General features: G+C 70.2%; 12 protein-coding genes and 1 tRNA gene. 2 read left to right on the top strand and 11 right to left on the bottom strand.

The window, feature by feature from the left end:
• Window positions 1-142: 142 nt before the first annotated feature.
• Window positions 143-910, top strand: coding sequence for a glycosyltransferase family 2 protein (locus tag ACFW48_RS14450; RefSeq protein WP_386314893.1), 768 nt, complete (start codon window positions 143-145; stop codon window positions 908-910).
• A 19-nt stretch (window positions 911-929) separates the two neighbouring features.
• On the opposite strand, the gene ACFW48_RS14445 is transcribed toward ACFW48_RS14450, so the two are convergent.
• Window positions 930-1,847: an FkbM family methyltransferase gene (locus ACFW48_RS14445; RefSeq protein WP_386314244.1), complete on the bottom strand. Its 918-nt coding sequence runs from the start codon at window positions 1,845-1,847 to the stop codon at window positions 930-932.
• 35 nt (window positions 1,848-1,882) lie between these two features.
• Window positions 1,883-2,077, bottom strand: a complete 195-nt coding sequence (locus ACFW48_RS14440; RefSeq protein WP_375906501.1) for a ferredoxin — start codon at window positions 2,075-2,077, stop codon at window positions 1,883-1,885.
• A 415-nt stretch (window positions 2,078-2,492) separates the two neighbouring features.
• Here ACFW48_RS14440 and ACFW48_RS14435 point away from each other — a divergent pair, with 415 nt between their 5' ends.
• Window positions 2,493-6,608 (top strand): AAA family ATPase, encoded by a 4,116-nt coding sequence (locus ACFW48_RS14435; protein ID WP_386314241.1) that lies wholly within the window; start codon window positions 2,493-2,495, stop codon window positions 6,606-6,608.
• Window positions 6,609-6,768: 160 nt separating this feature from the next.
• Here ACFW48_RS14435 and ACFW48_RS14430 read toward each other — a convergent pair.
• From ACFW48_RS14430 to dnaA, 9 genes are all read right to left on the bottom strand, one after another.
• A tRNA-Ile gene (locus ACFW48_RS14430) sits at window positions 6,769-6,845 on the bottom strand.
• Window positions 6,846-6,944: 99 nt separating this feature from the next.
• Complete coding sequence (locus tag ACFW48_RS14425) at window positions 6,945-7,673, bottom strand: DUF3566 domain-containing protein (RefSeq protein ID WP_386314238.1); 729 nt, start codon at window positions 7,671-7,673, stop codon at window positions 6,945-6,947.
• 18 nt (window positions 7,674-7,691) lie between these two features.
• Entirely contained in the window at window positions 7,692-10,286 is a 2,595-nt protein-coding gene (gene gyrA, locus ACFW48_RS14420) for a DNA gyrase subunit A (protein ID WP_121748025.1), read from the bottom strand.
• Between the two features lie 42 nt (window positions 10,287-10,328).
• A complete protein-coding gene (gene gyrB, locus ACFW48_RS14415) occupies window positions 10,329-12,389 on the bottom strand; it encodes a DNA topoisomerase (ATP-hydrolyzing) subunit B (RefSeq protein ID WP_386314234.1) in 2,061 nt (686 codons plus the stop codon).
• A 489-nt stretch (window positions 12,390-12,878) separates the two neighbouring features.
• Window positions 12,879-13,451, bottom strand: coding sequence for a DUF721 domain-containing protein (locus ACFW48_RS14410; protein ID WP_386314231.1), 573 nt, complete (start codon window positions 13,449-13,451; stop codon window positions 12,879-12,881).
• Window positions 13,448-14,569 (bottom strand): DNA replication/repair protein RecF, encoded by a 1,122-nt coding sequence (gene recF / locus ACFW48_RS14405; protein ID WP_386314229.1) that lies wholly within the window; start codon window positions 14,567-14,569, stop codon window positions 13,448-13,450. The genes ACFW48_RS14410 and recF overlap by 4 nt, the downstream gene beginning before the upstream one ends.
• 50 nt (window positions 14,570-14,619) lie before the next feature.
• Complete coding sequence (gnd, locus tag ACFW48_RS14400; protein WP_376673706.1) at window positions 14,620-15,495, bottom strand: phosphogluconate dehydrogenase (NAD(+)-dependent, decarboxylating); 876 nt, start codon at window positions 15,493-15,495, stop codon at window positions 14,620-14,622.
• Between the two features lie 200 nt (window positions 15,496-15,695).
• Window positions 15,696-16,826: a DNA polymerase III subunit beta gene (dnaN, locus tag ACFW48_RS14395; RefSeq protein WP_386314226.1), complete on the bottom strand. Its 1,131-nt coding sequence runs from the start codon at window positions 16,824-16,826 to the stop codon at window positions 15,696-15,698.
• 870 nt (window positions 16,827-17,696) lie between these two features.
• Complete coding sequence (gene dnaA / locus ACFW48_RS14390; protein ID WP_386314223.1) at window positions 17,697-19,646, bottom strand: chromosomal replication initiator protein DnaA; 1,950 nt, start codon at window positions 19,644-19,646, stop codon at window positions 17,697-17,699.
• Between the last annotated feature and the right edge of the window lie 139 nt (window positions 19,647-19,785).

Genomic DNA, 19,785 nt, shown 5'->3' with positions numbered 1-19,785 from the left:
GCCGTGTACCGGGCCGCCCGACCCAACTCATCAAGGCCTCTTGAGGAGTGGCTAGGCTGAAGCCGCATCACAACGGACAGGAACCGGTGAAGTGCCAGTACCGAAGGCGTACGAAGTGATCGCGGACGACCTGAATGCGCCCGTGAGCCGGCGCGTCATCATCGTCACGGCCGTCCACGGCCCCTCGGCACCCTTCCTGCCGGAGGCCTACGCGTCACTGCGCGCGCAGGAGTTGCCCGCCGGCTGGGAGTGGCGCTGGGTGATCCAGGAGGACGGGCGGACGGACGACGTCCGCCCGCACGTGCCCGACGACCCGCGCGTCGTCTTCCGGCAGGGACGGCCGGGGCAGCAGGGCGGCCCGGGTGTGGCCCGCACGATGGCCCTGTCCCACGCGGACGGCGAGTACGTGAAGATCCTCGACGCCGACGACCGGCTTCCGCCGGGAGCCCTGGCCCGCGACCTGGCCGCCCTGGAGGCCGACCCGGCGCTCGGGTGGGCGACGTCGCGGGCCCTGGACCTGCTGCCCGACGGCTCGACGGCCGGTTTCCCTGGTGATCCGGACCACGGGCCGATCGAGCGCGGAGCGGTGCTCGACTACTGGAAGGCGAACGGTTACCGCGCCCAGGTCCACCCGGCGACGCTCTTGGTAAGGCGCGACCTGCTGCTCGCGCTCGGCGGTTGGATGGCCCTGCCGGCGTCCGAGGACACCGGCCTGCTGCTGGCGCTCAACTGCGTGAGCCGGGGGTGGTTCTCCGAAGAGGTGGGCCTTCTCTACCGCAAGTGGGAGGGCCAGGCGACCGGGCAGGCGGCCCACGTGGACCCCGCCGAACGGGAAGCCCGGATGGCGGTCGTGGAGGCCAGGGCGCGGGCGCTGGCGTCCTTCGGATGGCGTTGTCCGGCCGGTGCCTGAGACTCGCGGGACCGTCGGGTCAGGGGAGCGTCTCCGCATCGACCCGGGAGAAGATCAGGTCGCTCTCCTCCACGACGGGGCCCCGCCACCGGACCGGCACGCCGGGCTCACCGCCCAGCGCCGGGGGGTAGCTCTCGGGCGCGTAGTCGTTGGCCAGCCGGTAGACGTGGAAGCCCGCGTCGCGCATCACCGTCAGCAGTTCGCCGATGGAGTCCCCGAGCCGGGCCATGCGCTCGGGCGTCACCTCGACACTGATCTCCGCGTCGGGCCGCAGGCTGCCCAGCATCGGCGCCAGCCCGCGGACGACGCTCCCCTCCGCGCCCTCGACATCGATCTTGATCACCCGGGCGTTCGCGATCTCCGCCGGATCGAGGAGTTCCGGCAGCGGCCGCGCCTCGATCTCGAAGGTGGACTCCGCCGGGCCGTCGTACGGGACGATGCTGTTCGCGCCCATGTTGCGTGAGCTGGCGAGGACGAAGGTCAGGGTCTTGTGGCCGTCCGAGACGGCGGCGTTGAGGGCGCGGATGTTCCCGCGGGCGTTGAGCCGGCCGTGCCGCACCAGGCGGCGGTGGAAGACGGGGGAGGCCTCGATCGCGACGACCCTGCCCTCGTCGCCCACGAGCTGCGACGCGAGAACGCTGAAAACGCCGATGTTGGCCCCGACGTCGACGAAGCCGTCCCCCGGTCGCAGCCGGCGCCGCAGCCAGGCCGTCATGTGCGGCTCCCAGGTGCCGAACAGGTACAGGTACCGCTGGATGAGGTCCTGCGTGTCCACGGCGAACAGGCCGCCGGAACGCACTTCGACGACTCGCCGGCGGGGGTGCTCGCGCAGATGGGGGTTGAGCCAGCGTGCGGCGAGCGCCGCCTTCCCGAACGTACCGGGGGCGGTCCGCACGTAACGACTGCCGAGCGTGACCAGGACCTCCGACACGGGCATGCTCAATCCTCGGATACTCAGTGCTCCTCGGATGCTCAGTGCTCCCCTGTGATGGTGATCGCGGCGGAGGGACACCCCTCGGCCGCTTCGCGCACCCGTGGCGCGTCGACCTCGTTCTCGCGTCCGGGTATCACGGCCCCCAGGCCGTCGACCTTGGTGAAGACGGACGGGGCCCGGTGGACGCAGTCGCCGGAGCCATAGCACTGCTCGGGGTCGACGGAGATCCTCATACACACTCCAGCGGCGCTCGAATCGGAACCATCACGAGGTGCCTGCCCGCAGATCGCCGCGCTGAATCCGCCCTGGCCGCCCGCCCGTCGGCATGGTTCGGCACCGGTCCCTCCCCTCGTGGGGACCGGAGCCGAGCCATGCCGACGGCGTGTGGTACGCGGTACCGGACCGGGTCGGGGAGGGCTGGGCCACCAAAAAGCTGACCGAGAACGTGCGGCCGCATGGGGTGGCTCTCCGGGCGCTGGGCCGCTGACCTGTCCGGGTGTCGGGCGGGCGACTCGCCACTGCGACGTCATCCTGCCAGCCGAGGTCGCCACCGAGGAGATTCCGGTGCAGCGGCCATGACGTAGCCGCAGGTCAGGCATATAGAGTGAGTTTTCCGGTCCGGACGTCCAAGTGCGGGGGAAGTAAGGAGTGGAGACCTTGAGTTTCGACTCAGGGGCACGCACGGCCTTCGCGGAACGTCTCGCTCTGCTGTACAGGGAGGCAGGCAACCCTCCCCTCAAACGCGTGTCCGAGGCGGTCGTCCGGCTCCAGCGGGTCGACGAACGAGGGCGGCCCGTGCGGGTCTCCGCCCAGCGGATCAGCGACTGGCGGCGGGCCAAGAACGTACCCGCCCAGTTCCCCGCCCTCGCGGCGGTGCTGCATGTGCTCATCCCCCTGGCGCGGCGCGCGCGACCCGCACCGGTGTGCGCGGGCCTGTACGACCTGACCCAGTGGCAGCGCCTGTGGGAGCGGGCGGTGGCCGACCCGACCGGCGAACGCCCCGCGCCGTCCGCCGCGGACGAGGAACACCCCCCGGCCGAGGCTGCCCAGGCAGTCCCCGGCGGTGTCTGTCCCTACCGTGGCCTGGCCGCGTACCGCCAGCAGGACGCCGACTGGTTCTTCGGGCGGGAGCGGAGCACGGACGCTCTCGTCGCCCAGCTCCGCGCGGCGGAGGACACGGGCGGCCTGGTCATGCTCGTAGGCGCCTCCGGGGCGGGCAAGTCCTCCCTGCTGAACGCCGGCCTGGTGCCTGCCCTGCGAAAGGGCGCGCTGGGCGACGGGGGCGGCGGGAGCGACGGGGACGGCGGAGACGAGGGGCCCGGTCGGCCGAGGGAAGTACTCCAGCTCGTACCGGGAGGCGATCCGCTCGGGGAGCTGACCCGCCGGATACCCGAACTCGCACCCGTAGTGGCGGAACCGGACGCTCCGGAAACCGCGCGGGCGGCCCGGGACGCCTTCACGGCGTGGGCCCGCGGCAGAGCGGAAGCGGCGGCGGAAGCAGCGGCGGACTCGGCGACGGAAGCAGCGGCGGACTCGGCGACGGAAGCAGCGCCGGAGTCGGCCTCGGCAGTGGCAGCCCGTCCGGTCGTCATCGTGGACCAGTTCGAGGAGATCTTCACCCTCTGCGCCGACGATTCGGACCGGCGCGTGTTCGTCCAGCTCCTCCAGGCCGCCTGCGCGCCCGGCGATCCGGGAGACCCGGCGCCCGTGCTCGTGGCCCTCGGTGTACGCGCGGACTTCTACGACCAGTGCCTGCGCCATCCCGAACTGGCCGACGCGCTGCAGCACCGGCACATGGTGCTGGGGCCGCTGACCACGGCGGAACTGCGCGAGGCGGTGAACGGACCGGCCCGGGCCGTGGGCATGGAGCTCGAACCGGGGCTGGCGGAGCTGATCATCCGGGAGGTGAGCACCGGCGGCCCGCGGGGGGCGCACGACGCGGGCGTGCTGCCGCTCCTCTCCCACGCCCTGCTCGCCACCTGGCAGCGCCGCAAGGCGGGCCGGCTGACCCTGGCCGGGTACCGCGCGGCCGGCGGAATCCAGGGAGCGGTGGCGGCGACCGCCGAGCGGGCCTGGTCGGGCCTCGACCCGGCGGCGCGCACGGCCGCACGGCTGCTCCTGCTCAGGCTGGTCCGGGTGAGCGAGGACACCCAGGCCACCCGCAGGCGCGGCACCCGGCGCCGGCTGGCGCAGGAGTCGAGGGACCCCGGCAAGACGGAGGAGTCGCTCGAAGCGCTGGTGCGCGCCCGGCTGGTGACACTCGACGCGGAGACCGTGGAGATCACCCATGAGGCGCTGCTCCACGCCTGGCCGCGCCTGCGCGACTGGATCGACGAGGACCGCACCGGCAACCTGCTGCGCCAGCGGCTGGAGGAGGACGGCCGGGCCTGGGAGGAGTCGGACCGTGACACTTCGCTGCTCTACCGGGGCTCCCGACTGGAGCGGGCCCGCGGCTGGGCGGAGTCGGCCGACGGCACCTTTCTGACCCGCAGCGCGGTGGATTTCCTGGCCGCCTCGGTCAGGCTGCGCAAACGCTCCGTCCTGATCAGTCGTGCCGCGGTGTCGGCACTGGTCGTCCTGGCGCTCGTGGCGGTCGGTTCTGCGGTGGTCGCCTGGCAGCAGCGGAACGACGCGGTGTTCGAGCAGGTGGTGGCCGAGGCGGACCGGGTCCAGTACACGGACCCGTCGCTGTCGGCGCAGCTCGACCTGGCGGCGCACCGCCTGCGGCCGGACGACGAGGACGTGAAGAACCGGCTGATCTCGATCGTGAACGCGCCGCTGGCCACACCGCTCCTCGGACACACGGGCGCCGTCTACCTCACCTCATTCAGCCCGGACGGGCAGACCCTGGCGACGGCGAGCTACGACCGGACGGTGCGGCTGTGGGACGTGTCGGACCCCGCGCGTCCCGAACCGCTGGGCGAGCCTCTCACCGGCCACACGAGCTGGGTCAGCTCCGCGGTGTTCAGCCCGGACGGCCGCACCCTGGCCAGCGCTTCGGACGACGGGACGATCCGGCTCTGGGACATCAGCGACCTCAGCCGCCCGCGCCCCCTCGGCGCCCCCCTGACCGGCCACGGCGGCACCGTCTACCTGCTCGCGTTCAGCCCGGACGGCCGCACGCTGGCCTCCGCGCACGACGACCACGCCGTCCGGCTGTGGGACGTGGCCGACCCGCGCCGGCCGAAGGCGCTGGACACCTTGACGGGTTCCAGCGCGGCGGTGCGCTCGGTGGCGTTCAGCCCCGACGGCCGGACCCTGGCGTCAGGCGGCGACGACGAGACGGTCCGGCTGTGGAACGTCACCGACCCGGGCGCCGCGACGCCGATCGGCGAACCGCTGGTCGGTCACACCGGACTGGTGCACTCCGTGGCCTTCAGCCCCGACGGCCGCACGCTGGCCAGTGGCAGCGCGGACGACACCGTACGGCTCTGGGACGTGGCCGACCCACGCGACGCGGCACGGATCGGCTCGCCGCTGACCGGCCACACCGGGCCCATATGGTCCGTGGCCTTCAGCCCCGACGGGGACATGCTCGCCGCGAGCAGCGCGGACAGCACGGCGAGCCTCTGGAACGTCAGCGACCCGGCCTACCCGTCCCAGATCGGCATGCCCCTCGCGGGAAGCAGCGGAGAGATGTACGCCCTCGGCTTCAGCCCCGACGGCCGCACGCTCGCCACCGGCAGCGGAGACAGCAAGGTCCGTCTGTGGTCGCTGCCGACGTCGGACATGATCGGCCGCAGCGGAGCGTTCCGCCCGGACGGTCACGTCCTGGCCACGGCGGCGCGCGACGGACGGGTCCGGCTGTGGAACGTGACGAGCCCCGGCCGGCCCGTGTCACTGGGCGAACCCTTCCGCCCGGCGGAGGGCGACGTACGCTCCCTCGTGTTCTCCCCGGACGGCGACACCCTCGCGGTGCTGACGGGAAGCAGCGCGGTACAGCTGTGGAACGTCACGGACCCCGCCCGGCCCACCGCCCACGGGCCACCCGTGGCACTGCGCACCCGCTACGCGGGCCCCGACGCCCTGGCGTTCGGCCCGGACGGCCGTACGCTGGCCACGGCCCACGACGACCGCACCGTCCAGCTGTGGAACGTCGCCGACCCGTCCCGCCCCCGCCCGCTCGGCAAGCCGCTCACCGGCCACACGGGCTACGTCAACGCACTCGCCTTCAGCCCGGACGGCCGCACGCTGGCCAGCGGCAGCGCGGACGACACCGTACGGCTCTGGGACGTGAGCGACCCCCGTCACGCCGCCCGTCTCGGCGCACCCCGTACGGGACACCTCGGCCCCGTCAACGCGCTGGCCTACAGCCCGGACGGCCATACGCTGGCCAGCGGCAGCGACGACGGCACGGTCCGGCTCTGGAGCGTCGCCGATCCCCGCCGAACGGACCCGCCGGACTCCACGCTCGCCGGCCACACCGACTCGGTGGTGTCGCTGACGTTCAGCCGGGACGGCGACACCCTGTCCAGTGGCGCCAACGACAACACGGTCCGGCTCTGGGACGTCCACGCCCCCGCCGGGGCCGCTCCCATCGGGGAGTCGATGAGCCCCAACGCCAAGACGGGCGGTTTCCTGTCCTTCAGCCCCGTCAGTCACATGCTCGGGGTGTCCAGCGGCACGGACACCGTACGGCTGTGGAACCTCGACGTGGACGACGCCATCGACCGCATCTGCTCGGCCACCCGAGGCGTGCTGACCGAGGAGAAGTGGCGCGAGTACCTGCCGCGCCTCTCGTACGAGCGCCCGTGCGATGGGTGAATGTCTCCCGCCACGCACCCGGCCTTGTTAGCCTTGGCCACAGCCCGACCGCTGGCGCATCCCCCGTCGCCAGCGGTCGGGCGTTGATGCAACCGGAGACACCGGAGATGCCCGAAGACGCAAAAGACCCCCAGCCGCTACCGACTGGGGGTCTTCTCGCTGGTGGGGCTAACAGGATTTGAACCTGTGGCCTCATCCTTATCAGGGATGCGCTCTAACCAACTGAGCTATAGCCCCGCCGCGCTCTGCGGTGTATGTCCCGCGCGCTGACTCCTGAAGATTAGCGCACGAGGCGGGCAGTCCCAAAATCGGTTGTCGCGAGACCGCGAGCGACGATCACTCGTCCTCGGCGAGCGTCAGCTCCACGCCGCCGACGAAGCCGGCGGACAGGTTGTAGATGAACGCGCCGAGCGTGGCGAGCGCCGTCGCGAGGACGACGTCGACGACCGCGATGACCGTCGCGAACAGCAGCACGTTGGGCAACGACAGGAACGACTGCAGGTCGAAGCCGTTGGACTCGTTCGAGCCGGTCGCCTCGGAGATCGTGCCGCCGACGGTCGAGAAGACGCCCATGGCGTCCATGACCATCCACAGCACGGCGGACGCGACGATCGTGCAGATGCCGAGCGCGATGGAGAGCAGGAAGCTGACCTTCATCACCGACCACGGGTCGGCCTTCGCCACCCGCAGGCGTGCCTTGCGGACGCGGGGCGTGGTGCGGGCGCCGGTGCGCGGGCGGCGCACGGCGGCGGACGCGTTGCCGCCCTGGGTCTGGTAGGCCTGCGGCGGGTGGTACGGCCCGCCGGGCTGCTGGGGCTGCCGTTCTCCCGGCAGCGGCGAGGCCGCCTGCTGTGTCTGCTGGCCTCGGGTGTCCGTCACAGTTCCCCCCTGGGATCCATGCGTCTTGGACGAGCTCGCCGAGCGGGAGTCGGTCGCGTCGTCGTCGATCTTGCGCAGTTGAGTCGTGTGCGAATCCGTCGCACGCGCGGCGGAGCCACGGCCGCCGCCGTCCGTTTCCGTACCCCTGGAGGTACCGGCCGACCCGGCGCCCGTGGCTCCGCTCACGATGACTCTCTCCTCGTGCTACTCGGCCGAGGGCGCCTCACCCTCGTCCGTGCCGGTGGTCGCGGCACCTTCGGCGGTCTCGTCGACGACCACATCGCCGTCGACCTCCTCCGCCTCGCGTCCCGCCTCGGCGTTGCGTGCGATACCGACGACGGCATCGCGCTTGCCCAGATTGATCAGTTGGACGCCCATGGTGTCACGGCCCGTCTCCCTGACCCCGCTGACTCGCGTACGAATCACACCGCCCGAGAGTGTGATGGCGAGGATCTCGTCGTGCTCCTCGACCACCAGCGCGCCCACGAGCGATCCACGGTCCTCGACGATCTTGGCAGCCTTGATGCCGAGGCCGCCGCGGCCCTGGACGCGGTACTCGTCGACAGAGGTCCGCTTCGCGTACCCGCCGTCGGTGGCAGTGAACACGAACGTACCGGCTCGAACAACATTCATCGAGAGCAGCTGGTCCCCTTCGCGGAAACTCATGCCCTTCACGCCCGAGGTGGCACGCCCCATGGGCCGCAGCGTGTCGTCCGAGGCGGTGAACCTGATCGACTGCGCCTTCTTGCTGATCAGCAGCAGATCGTCGTCGGCCGACACCAGTTCGGCTCCGATCAGCTCGTCGTCGGATCCGTCCGCCTGCTCACGCAGGTTGATGGCGATCACGCCTCCCGAGCGCGGCGAGTCGTAGTCCTTCAGCGGCGTCTTCTTCACCAGGCCCGCCTTGGTCGCCAGGACCAGGTAGGGCACCGCCTCGTAGTCGCGGATCGCGCGGATCTGGGCGATCGACTCGTCCGGCTGGAAGGCCAGCAGGTTCGCCACGTGCTGGCCGCGCGCGTCCCGGCCGGCATCGGGCAGCTCGTACGCCTTGGCCCGGTAGACCCGGCCCTTGTTGGTGAAGAACAGCAGCCAGTGGTGCGTGGTGGACACGAAGAAGTGGTTGACGATGTCGTCTTCCTTGAGCTTCGTGCCGCGTACGCCCTTGCCGCCGCGCTTCTGCGCCCGGTAGTCGTCGGTCTTGGTGCGCTTGATGTAGCCGCCCCGCGTGACCGTGACGACGATGTCCTCTTCGGCGATCAGGTCCTCGATGGACATGTCGCCCTCGTACGGGATCAGCTTGGTCTTGCGGTCGTCGCCGTACTTCTCGACCAACGCGGTCAGCTCCTCGCCGACGATCCCGCGCTGGCGGACCGGGGAGGAGAGGATCTCGTTGTACTCGGTGATCTTCGCCTGGAGCTCGTCGTGCTCCCGGACGATCTTCTGGCGCTCCAGCGCCGCCAGGCGGCGCAGCTGCATCTCCAGGATCGCGTTGGCCTGGATCTCGTCGATGGCGAGGAGGTCCATCAGGCCGCCGCGCGCGATCTCCACGGTGTCGCTGCGCCGGATCAGCGCGATGACCTCGTCGATGGCGTCCAGGGCCTTGAGCAGGCCGCGCAGGATGTGCGCCCGCTCCTCGGCCTTGCGCAGGCGGAACTTCGTACGCCGGACGATGACCTCGATCTGGTGGTTCACCCAGTGGCGGATGAACGCGTCCAGGGAGAGGGTGCGCGGGACGCCGTCGACCAGGGCCAGCATGTTGGCGCTGAAGTTCGACTGCAGGTCGGTGTGCTTGTACAGGTTGTTCAGCACGACCTTGGCGACCGCGTCCCGCTTGAGCACGATGACCAGGCGCTGGCCGGTGCGGGACGACGTCTCGTCACGGACGTCCGCGATGCCGCCGATCTTGCCGTCCTTCACCAGGTCGGCGATCTTCTGCGCGAGGTTGTCGGGGTTGGTCTGGTACGGCAGCTCCGTGACCACCAGGCACTGGCGGTTCTGGATCTCCTCGACCTCGACGACCGCGCGCATGGTGATCGAGCCGCGCCCGGTGCGGTAGGCCTCCTCGATGCCGTTGCGGCCCACCACCAGCGCGCCGGTCGGGAAGTCGGGGCCCTTGATGCGCTCGATGAGCGCGTCCAGCAGCTCCTCGTGCGAGGCCTCGTAGTTCTCCAGGTACCACTGGGCGCCGGCCGCGACCTCGCGCAGGTTGTGCGGCGGGATGTTGGTCGCCATGCCGACCGCGATCCCGGCCGAGCCGTTGATCAGCAGGTTCGGGAAGCGGGCGGGCAGGACGGTCGGCTCCTGGGAGCGGCCGTCGTAGTTGTCCGTGAAGTCGACGGTCTCCTCGTCGATGTCACGGACCATCTCCATGGCCAGCGGCGCCATCTTGCACTCGGTGTACCGCATGGCCGCCGCCGGGTCGTTGCCCGGCGAACCGAAGTTGCCGTTGGAGTCGACGAGCGGCATCCGCATCGACCACGGCTGGGCGAGGCGGACCAGGGCGTCGTAGATGGAGCTGTCGCCGTGCGGGTGGTAGTTGCCCATGACGTCGCCGACGACGCGGGCGCACTTGTAGAAGCCGCGCTCGGGGCGGTAGCCACCGTCGTACATGGCGTACAGCACGCGGCGGTGCACGGGCTTGAGGCCGTCGCGGACGTCGGGCAGCGCGCGCGAGACGATGACGGACATCGCGTAGTCGAGATACGAGCGCTGCATCTCCGTCTCGAGCCCGACGGGCTCGACACGCATCGCCAGGGCGTCGCCCTCGGGCGTCGTCACAGGAGTGTTCTCGTCGGTCATTGCTGGTGAAGGTCCTTCCTGGTGCGGTCAGCTGAGACCGACTCAGATGTCGAGGAAGCGGACGTCCTTGGCGTTGCGCTGGATGAACGCGCGCCGGGCCTCGACGTCCTCGCCCATCAGCACCGAGAACAGGTCGTCGGCCTGCGCGGCGTCGTCGAGCGTGACCTGGCCGAGCACGCGGTGCTCCTGGTCCATGGTCGTGATGCGCAGCTCCTCGGCGTTCATCTCGCCGAGGCCCTTGAAGCGCTGCACGGAGTCCTCGCGGATGCGCTTGCCGGCGTTGCGGCCCATCTCGATCAGCGCGTCGCGCTCGCGGTCGGAGTACGCGTACTCGAAGTCGTCCCGGCCCCACTTGATCTTGTAGAGCGGCGGGCGGGACAGGTACACGTGCCCGGCCTCGACCAGCGGCCGCATGAAGCGGAACAGGAAGGTCAGCAGCAGGGTGTTGATGTGCTGGCCGTCGACGTCGGCGTCCGCCATCAGGATGATCTTGTGATAGCGGAGCTTCTCGATGTCGAAGTCCTCGTGCACACCCGTGCCGAACGCGGAGATCATCGCCTGGATCTCCTGGTTCTGCAGGATCCGGTCGATGCGCGCCTTCTCGACGTTGAGGATCTTGCCGCGGATCGGGAGGATCGCCTGGTACTGCGGGTTCCGGCCGGACTTGGCGGAGCCGCCGGCGGAGTCGCCCTCGACGATGAAGATCTCGCACTTGATCGGGTCGTTCGACTGGCAGTCGGACAGCTTGCCCGGCAGCGACGCCGTCTCCAGCAGACCCTTGCGGCGCGTCAGGTCACGGGCCTTGCGGGCCGCCACGCGCGCGGTGGCCGCCTGGATGCCCTTGCGGATGATGTCCGCGGCCTCGTTCGGATTGCGGTCGAGCCAGTCGGCCAAGTGCTCGTAGACCACCCGCTGGACGAAGGTCTTGACCTCCGTGTTGCCCAGCTTGGTCTTGGTCTGGCCCTCGAACTGCGGCTCACCCAGCTTCACCGAGATGATCGCCGTCAGGCCCTCGCGGATGTCGTCACCCGTGAGGTTGTCGTCCTTCTCGCGCAGCAGGCGCTTGTCGCGCGCGTACTTGTTGATGAGCGAGGTCAACGCCGCGCGGAAGCCCTCCTCGTGCGTACCGCCCTCGTGCGTGTGGATGATGTTGGCGAAGGAGTACACGCCCTCCGTGTAACCGCCGTTCCACTGCATCGCGATCTCGAGGGACAGGCTCTTGTCCTTGTCCTCGGCCTCGAGGTCGATCACGGTGGGGTGCACCAGCTCTCCCTTGCGGGAGTTGAGGTACTTCACGAAGTCGACGATGCCGCCCTCGTAGTAGTACGAGACGGTCTTGACCTCGTGCTTCTCGTCCTCGCCCGCCTCGTCCGCGCCGGCGGTGGCCTTCGCCGACTCACGCTCGTCGGTGAGGTTGATCCGCAGGCCCTTGTTGAGGAAGGCCATCTCCTGGAAGCGCCGGGAGAGCGTCTCGAAGGAGTAGTCGGTGGTCTCGAAGATGTCACCGTCGGCCCAGAAGGTGACCGACGTGCCGGTCTCCTCGGTGGCCTCGTGCCGAGCCAGCGGCGCCGTGGGGACGCCCAGCTTGTAGTCCTGCGTCCAGCGGTAGCCGTCGGTCCTGACCTCTACGGCAACCCTCGTGGAGAGGGCGTTGACGACGGAGACACCCACGCCGTGCAGACCGCCGGAGACCGCGTAGCCGCCGCCGCCGAACTTGCCGCCCGCGTGCAGCACGGTCAGCACGACCTCGACGGCGGGCTTGCCCTCGGAGGGGACGATGCCCACCGGGATGCCACGGCCGTTGTCGACGACCCGGACACCGCCGTCGGCGAGGATCGTGACGTCGACCGTGTCCGCGTGGCCGGCGAGCGCCTCGTCGACGGAGTTGTCCACGACCTCCTGCACCAGGTGGTGCAGGCCGCGTTCACCGGTTGAGCCGATGTACATACCGGGTCGCTTGCGGACCGCGTCCAGACCCTCGAGGACGGTGATGGCACTGGCGTCGTACGAGGCGGGCGCCTCGGCGTTCGAGGTGCTCACCGCGTCGGGCACGCCGGTGTCGGTGGACGGGTTGTTCTCGTTGGGGTTGCCGGAATCGGCCACGAAGCGCCCTTTCTGGCACAGCACGAGCCGGGCTCGTCGGCGGGTTGCCGGAGCGGCTGCGGCATGTTGCGTTGGTAAGCCTTGATCAGCGTTGCTCAGCTAGTCCCGGACGGTCCCCACGTTCGGGGCGGGATTGTCTTCCATTCTACCGGTAGCACTGACACTGATGGGGGTTTGCCGGTACCTGAGTCCGCATGTGCCGCCCTGAACCAGGCTCGTCCGACTCCCGATATGGGGATGGGGGCCCCAAGAGGCTCACAACGGCACTCAGCGCTTCGAGGCGTCAACCCTTGGCTACTTGGGAGTCAGATCGGGATTCGCAACCGCGTGCGGTTGCGCGACGAAGGTGGCGCCGACGGTTCACACCCGCCGTCGCGACCAAATTATGTGAGGTACATCACCCACCCCTGACGGGGCGTCAGGTCACCCGTGGAGCGACCGCGGAGCGCCTGCGGAGCGACTCCAGCCCGCCCGCAGACCTCCCGCAGCTCACCCGTAGGTGTCGCCCGGGCCCCGGCTGCCGGGCGCACGCAGCGGCCCGTAACGACGACCGGGACCGCCGGCGCCGCCGGGCCCCAGCACCTTGATCACCCGCACCGACCCGTGCCCGAGGTCCTCGTTCAGCCGGGCCACCAGCGTCGGGGCGAGCAACCGCAGATTCGTCGCCCACGCCGTGGAGTCGCAGCGGACGACCAGCACCCGCTCGTCCTCGTCGTACCGCTCCGGCACGCAGTGCTTCGCCACGTCCGCACCGACGATCTCCGGCCAGCGGCCCATCACCCCGCCCACCGCGGCCGGGGTCTCCCAGCCGCGCTCGGTGATCAGCCGGTTGATCGCCGAACCCAACGCCATCGGATCGCGGCCGTCGGCACGCGCCCCGGAGCGCAGGCCCCCGCGCCGCGCCTGCTTCTTCTGCTGCGCGGCGTCCCCACGCGCGCGTGCCGCCTCCCGCGCCGCCCTGAGCGCCACCCGCGCGAGATCGACACCCGACGGCTCCGGGCCACCCTTGCTGTCGGTGCCCTCCTCGGGGGGCCTTGCGGGGTCCGGCCCGTCCGCGCTCATACGCGCTCCACCGCGCCCTCGGCCACCGTGAACCGCGTACCCGCCAGCACACCCGGAACATCGTCATCGACCGCGGCCGTCACCAGCACCTGCTCACCGGGCGCCACCAGCTCGGCCAGCCGCTCCCGGCGCCGCGCGTCCAGCTCGGCGAAAACGTCGTCCAGGACGAGGACCGGCTCGTTGCCCTCCGCCCTGAGAAGATCGAACGACGCCAGCCGCAGCGCCAGGGCGTAGGACCACGACTCGCCGTGGGACGCGTACCCCTTGGCGGGCAGCGAGCCGAGTTTGAGAAGCAGATCGTCCCGGTGCGGACCCACCAGGGTCACGCCCCGCTCGATCTCCTGCTTGCGGGCCTCGGCGAGCGCGGCCATCAGCTGCTCGAACAGATCCTCGCGCGTGTGCGCCTCACCGGGCGCCGACGGCTTGTACTCCAGGGCGACGGGACCACCACCCGGCGCCAGCTGCTCGTACGCCTTGTCCGCCAGCGGCTGCACGGCGGCGATCAGGTCGAGGCGCTGAGCCAGCAGTTCGGCACCCGCGCGCGCGAGGTGCTGGTCCCAGACGTCGAGCGTCGACAGGTCCATCGTGCGGCCGCCGTGGCGGCGGGCGAGCGCCGCCGACTTCAGCAGCGTGTTGCGCTGCTTCAGGACCCGTTCGTAGTCGGAGCGCACCCCGGCCATGCGCGGGGAGCGGGCAGTGATCAGCTCGTCCAGGAAGCGGCGCCGCTCACCGGGATCGCCCTTGACCAGCGCGAGGTCCTCGGGCGCGAACAGCACGGTGCGCACGATGCCCAGCACATCACGCGGCCTGACCTGGGAGGACCTGTTGATACGGGCCCGGTTGGCGCGGCCCGGGTTCAGCTCCAGCTCGATCAGCTGCTGCCGCTCACCCTGCCGGACCTGGGCGCGGATCACGGCACGCTCGGCGCCCATGCGGACCAGGGGTGCGTCGGAGGAGACCCGGTGACTGCCGAGCGTGGCGAGATAGCCGACCGCTTCGACGAGATTCGTCTTGCCCTGCCCGTTCGGCCCGACGAAGGCGGTGACGCCCGGATCCAGCGGGACCTCGACCCGGGCGTACGAACGGAAGTCGGCCAGCGACAGATGCGTGACGTGCATGGTCGTTCGCCGACCTCCCCAACCTTCGGGTGTTGATCTTCCGGTCTCGACTACTTCTTCTCGACCGCGTGGCCGCCGAACTGATTGCGCAGCGCGGCGATCATCTTCATCTGCGGCGAGTCGTCCTGCCGGGACGCGAACCGCGCGAACAGCGACGCCGTGATCGCCGGCAGCGGCACCGCGTTGTCGATCGCGGCCTCCACAGTCCAGCGTCCCTCACCGGAGTCCTGTGCATAACCCCGCAGGTCGCCCAGGTGCTCGTCCTCGTCGAGCGCGTTGACCGCCAGGTCCAGCAGCCAGGAACGGATCACCGTCCCCTCCTGCCAGGACCGGAAGACCTCGCGGACGTTCTCCACGGAGTCGACCTTCTCCAGCAGCTCCCAGCCCTCGGCGTAGGCCTGCATCATCGCGTACTCGATGCCGTTGTGGACCATCTTCGCGAAGTGGCCCGCGCCGACCTTGCCGGCGTGCACGGCACCGAAGTCGCCCTCCGGCTTGAGGGCGTCGAAGACCGGCTGCACCTTGGCGACGTTCTCGGCGTCGCCGCCGTACATCAGCGCATAGCCGTTCTCCAGGCCCCACACGCCGCCGGAGACGCCGCAGTCGACGAAGCCTATGCCCTTGGCGGCCAGCTCCTCGGCGTGCTTCTCGTCGTCCGTCCAGCGGGAGTTCCCGCCGTCCACGACCACGTCACCGGGCTCCAGCAGCTCGCCGAGCCGGTCGACGGTGGCCTGGGTGGCCTCGCCGGCCGGGACCATGACCCAGACCACGCGCGGGGCGGCGAGCTTGCCCACAAGCTCTTCCAGGCTGTGGACATCGGCGAGGTCCGGATTGCGGTCGTATCCGACGACGGTGTGGCCCGCGCGGCGGATCCGCTCGCGCATGTTGCCGCCCATCTTGCCGAGGCCGACGAGACCGAGCTCCATCAGTTGCGTTCCTTAAGGTGTGCGAGGTGGCGGGACGGCACGTCCTAACCGGCCGGATGCGTGCCGCGGGCACTTTCGTACCCACGGCCGAGCCTAAACCCGGACCCTCGTGCACAGCTGTGGGCGTACGCGCTCAGACGTACGCCCTCACCTGCGGGTTTGTCCCCACCTTGTGGACCACTGCGCTGAGCCCCCGGGGCTCAGCCGCTCAGCCGCACCGGCATGATCAGGTACTTGTAGGCCTCGTCGGCCTCGGCGTCCACCGCGGGCTTGCCGCTGAGCAGCGCCGGCTTCGTGGACGTCGTGAAGGACAGCTGCGCCACCGGCGAGTCGATCGCGCTCAGGCCGTCCAGCAGGAACGTCGGGTTGAAGGCGATCGAGATGTCGTCGCCCTCCAGCTGCGCGTCCACCCTTTCCACAGCCTGTGCGTCGTCGCTGGAGCCGGCCTCCAGGATGAGCACGCCCTGCTCGAAGGTGAGCCGCACCGGGGTGTTGCGCTCGGCGACCAGGGCCACGCGCTTGACGGCCTCCACGAAGGGGGCGGTCTCGATCACGGCGACGCTGTTGAACTCCGTCGGGAACAGCGTCTTGTACTTCGGGAGGTCGCCCTCCAGCAGACGCGTCGTCGTCCGGCGGCCCGCACCCTCGAAACCGATCAGGCCCTCGCCCGCGCCCGAGCCGGACAGCGCCAGGATGACCTGGTCGCCGCTGGTCAGCGCCTTGGCGGTGTCCTGGAGCGTCTTGGCGGGCACCAGGGCGACCGCGGAGACGTCGGGGTTCTCCGGCTTCCACAGGAACTCGCGGACCGCGAAGCGGTAGCGGTCGGTGGAGGCCAGCGTCACCGAGTCGCCCTCGATCTCGATGCGCACACCGGTGAGGACGGGCAGCGTGTCGTCCCGGCCGGCGGCGATGGCGACCTGCTGCACGGCGGAGGCGAAGACCTCGCCGGGGACCGTGCCCGTCGCCTCCGGCATCTGCGGAAGGGCCGGGTACTCCTCCACCGGCAGGGTGTGGAGGGTGAACCGCGAGGAGCCGCAGACCACCGTCGCCCGTACACCGTCTGTGGAAATCTCCACCGGCCGGTTGGGGAGGGCGCGGGAGATGTCGGCGAGCAGGCGGCCGGAGACGAGGACCGTGCCCTCCTCCTCGATCTCCGCCTCGACCGAGACCCGCGCGGAGACCTCGTAGTCGAAGCTGGACAGGCTCAGCTGCCCCTCCTCGGCCTTCAGCAGCAGGCCCGCGAGGACCGGCGCCGGCGGACGGGCCGGGAGGCTGCGAGCCGCCCAGGCCACTGCCTCCGCGAGTACGTCGCGTTCCACCCGGATCTTCACTGTTGCCGCCTCCTGCTGTTGCCGGCGCTTCTCGCCCTGCCTGGCCTTCGTCGTCTGGGTCGGTGTCGTCGGTCCCGGTGAGGGGCAGAACACCGGGGACCAGTCTGACGCACCCCACTGACAGTAGGTGCCGTTCGGGGTCAAGTCGTGACGAGGGGCGGTCGGGCTCGAGAGGGCGAGTTATGCACAGGGCCCGCTTCGAAACGAATTCCGCACTCTCTCTAGTCGGGAGTAGTAGTAGGGCCTGTGGATACCGTGGATAACCTCGTTTCCCCAGGTCAGAGCAGGAATTTTGTCCACCGTGCCTGTGGGCGGAGCCGGTGGACAACCGGGCGTATCTGTGGAGAACAGAAAGTTCTGCACACACCGTGCACAGGCAGAGGCGACTTCTCCCCAGAGCTGTCCCCAGCTTTACCCACGTTTCCCACAGGCCAACCAGGCACCTTGATGTGACGCCTTTCACTCGACGCGGTGACAGGGCGCGTCGCGTTGCCGAACAGTGGACAGGCATGTGGAGAAGCTGGGGATCGCTGGGGACAACCCGCTCCAGCCTGTGGGTTGCCCGTGGACAACTGGATGCACAGCCTGTGGATCATTTCGTCGTCCACAGGCTGTGGAGATCGTTCGTCCACGAATCCACAGGGAGCTGACCTGCCCTGATGTTCTCTCAACACCCTGGCCTGTGGACGGGATCGGGACAACTTCCCAGTCCCCAAGGTGTGGACGGAAAAAAGTAGCCGAATCTGTGGAGGACGCCCGTAACCCGGCAGGTATTCGAACAGCGGGCAGGACGGCAGTGCGATGCCCTGAGCACGCGAAGGGCGCCCCCGGGGTGTCCAGGGGCGCCCGTGCGGCCGGTGCCGGCGGCCGTCAGCCGTTCTTGATGCGGTTGGTCAGCTCGGTCACCTGGTTGTAGATGGAGCGCCGCTCGGCCATCAGATTGCGGATCTTGCGGTCGGCGTGCATCACCGTGGTGTGGTCCCGGCCGCCGAACAGCGCGCCGATCTTCGGCAGCGAGAGGTCCGTCAGTTCCCGGCACAGGTACATGGCGATCTGCCGGGCCGTCACCAGCGCCCGCCCGCGCGAGGTACCGCACAGGTCCTCGACGGTGAGGCCGAAGTAGTCGGCGGTGGCGCCCATGATGGCCGTCGATGTGATCTCGGGGGCCGAGTCCTCGCCACCCGGGATCAGATCCTTCAGGACGATCTCCGTCAGGCCCAGGTCGACCGGCTGCCGGTTGAGCGAGGCGAACGCCGTCACCCGGATCAGCGCGCCCTCCAGCTCGCGGATGTTGCGCGAGATGCGGGAGGCGATGAACTCGAGTACCTCGGGCGGGGCGTTGAGCTGCTCCTGCACCGCCTTCTTGCGCAGGATCGCGATGCGGGTCTCCAGCTCGGGCGGCTGGACGTCGGTGATCAGGCCCCACTCGAAACGGTTCCGCAGCCGGTCCTCCAGCGTGACCAGCTGCTTGGGCGGCCGGTCGGAGGACAGCACGATCTGCTTGTTGGCGTTGTGGAGCGTGTTGAAGGTGTGGAAGAACTCCTCCTGCGTCGACTCCTTGTCCGCGAGGAACTGGATGTCGTCGACGAGCAGGATGTCCATCTCGCGGTAGCGCTTGCGGAAGCTGTCGCCCTTGCCGTCGCGGATGGAGTTGATGAACTCGTTGGTGAACTCCTCGGAGCTCACGTACCGCACGCGCGTGCCGGGGTAGAGGCTGCGGGCGTAGTGCCCGATGGCGTGCAGGAGGTGGGTCTTGCCCAGGCCCGACTCCCCGTAGATGAACAGGGGGTTGTAGGCCTTCGCGGGTGCTTCGGCGACGGCTACGGCGGCCGCGTGGGCGAAGCGGTTGGAGGCGCCGATGACGAAGGTGTCGAAGAGGTACTTCGGGTTCAGGCGCGCGGTGGGCTCACCCGGCCCGGTCGCCGGTGCGGGCTGTGCGGCCAGCGGACCGGGGGCGCCGGTGGCGGGGCCGGGCCCGACGGGGCCGCCGCGGTGGACGTGGCCGGAGCCGGACGGCGGCTCGGGCAGGTCCCGCCGGGGGCTGCGCTGGTCGTAGTCGCCGCGTGGCTGGTCGTAGTCGTTGCGCGGCTGGTCGTAGTCGTTGCGGGACTGCTGCTCGCGGTCGCCGCGTTCGTAGTCGCCGCGTTCGTATTTACCGCGCTGGGAGTCGTACGGCGGGCGGTCCGGCGACTGCGGACGGTAGTCCTGCTGGTACGAGTCCTTGGGATAGGGCTCCTGGCCGTAGGACTCCTGCGGCGGGGTCGCGTAGGGGTCGCGCTCGGGGAAGCCGAGGCGCTGCTGCTGCCAGCCGTAGTCGTCCTGCTGCGCCGGGCGCGGCCAGGAGCCGGGCTCGGGGCGCTGGTACTCCTGCGGGTAGGCGGGGCGGGCGGTGGGGAGCTGATCGGCGCGGTGGCGGCCGTATCCCTCGTACTCGTCGCGGCCGCCGCCCTGGCCCTGGTGGCCGGGGGCAGGAAGCTCGGGCTCCTCGTAGCGGGGCTGGGGGCGGGCGGGCTGCGCCTGGGGGGCGGGCGGCGCGGGGTCGCCGGCGGTGTCGTCGACGGTGATCGCGATGCGGATGGGTCGGCCGCATTCGCGGCTCAGGGTCTCGCTGACGACGGGGGCGAGGCGGCCCTCCAGTACGCCTTTCGCAAATTCGTTCGGTACGGCGAGCAGAGCGGTGTCGGCGACCAGCGCGAGGGGCTGGCAGCGCCGGATCCAGTGCTCGTCCTTCGACTCGACATCCTGCCCGCGGCCCTCCCCGAGGAGTTGCTCCAGTACGCGTGGCCACACTGCGGCAAGATCGGCAGGTACGTCAGCCACAGGGCACGCTCTCTCACGAGTCCCTCGAAGGTGTGATTCGGGGACGGGTCGGGATGAAACTCGAGTGGGGCAGGGATAAGGGAACGAATCGGAGTCCAGTCACGGTAGTCAGCGCGGCCGGTAGGGTTCAAGTTGTTGT

It is taken from the genome of Streptomyces sp. NPDC058812, assembly GCF_042744565.1.
GTDB classification, from domain to species: Bacteria; Actinomycetota; Actinomycetes; order Streptomycetales; family Streptomycetaceae; genus Streptomyces; species Streptomyces thinghirensis.
Note: the sequence above shows the minus strand (reverse complement) of the source record. Positions and strands in the feature narration are given on the sequence as shown.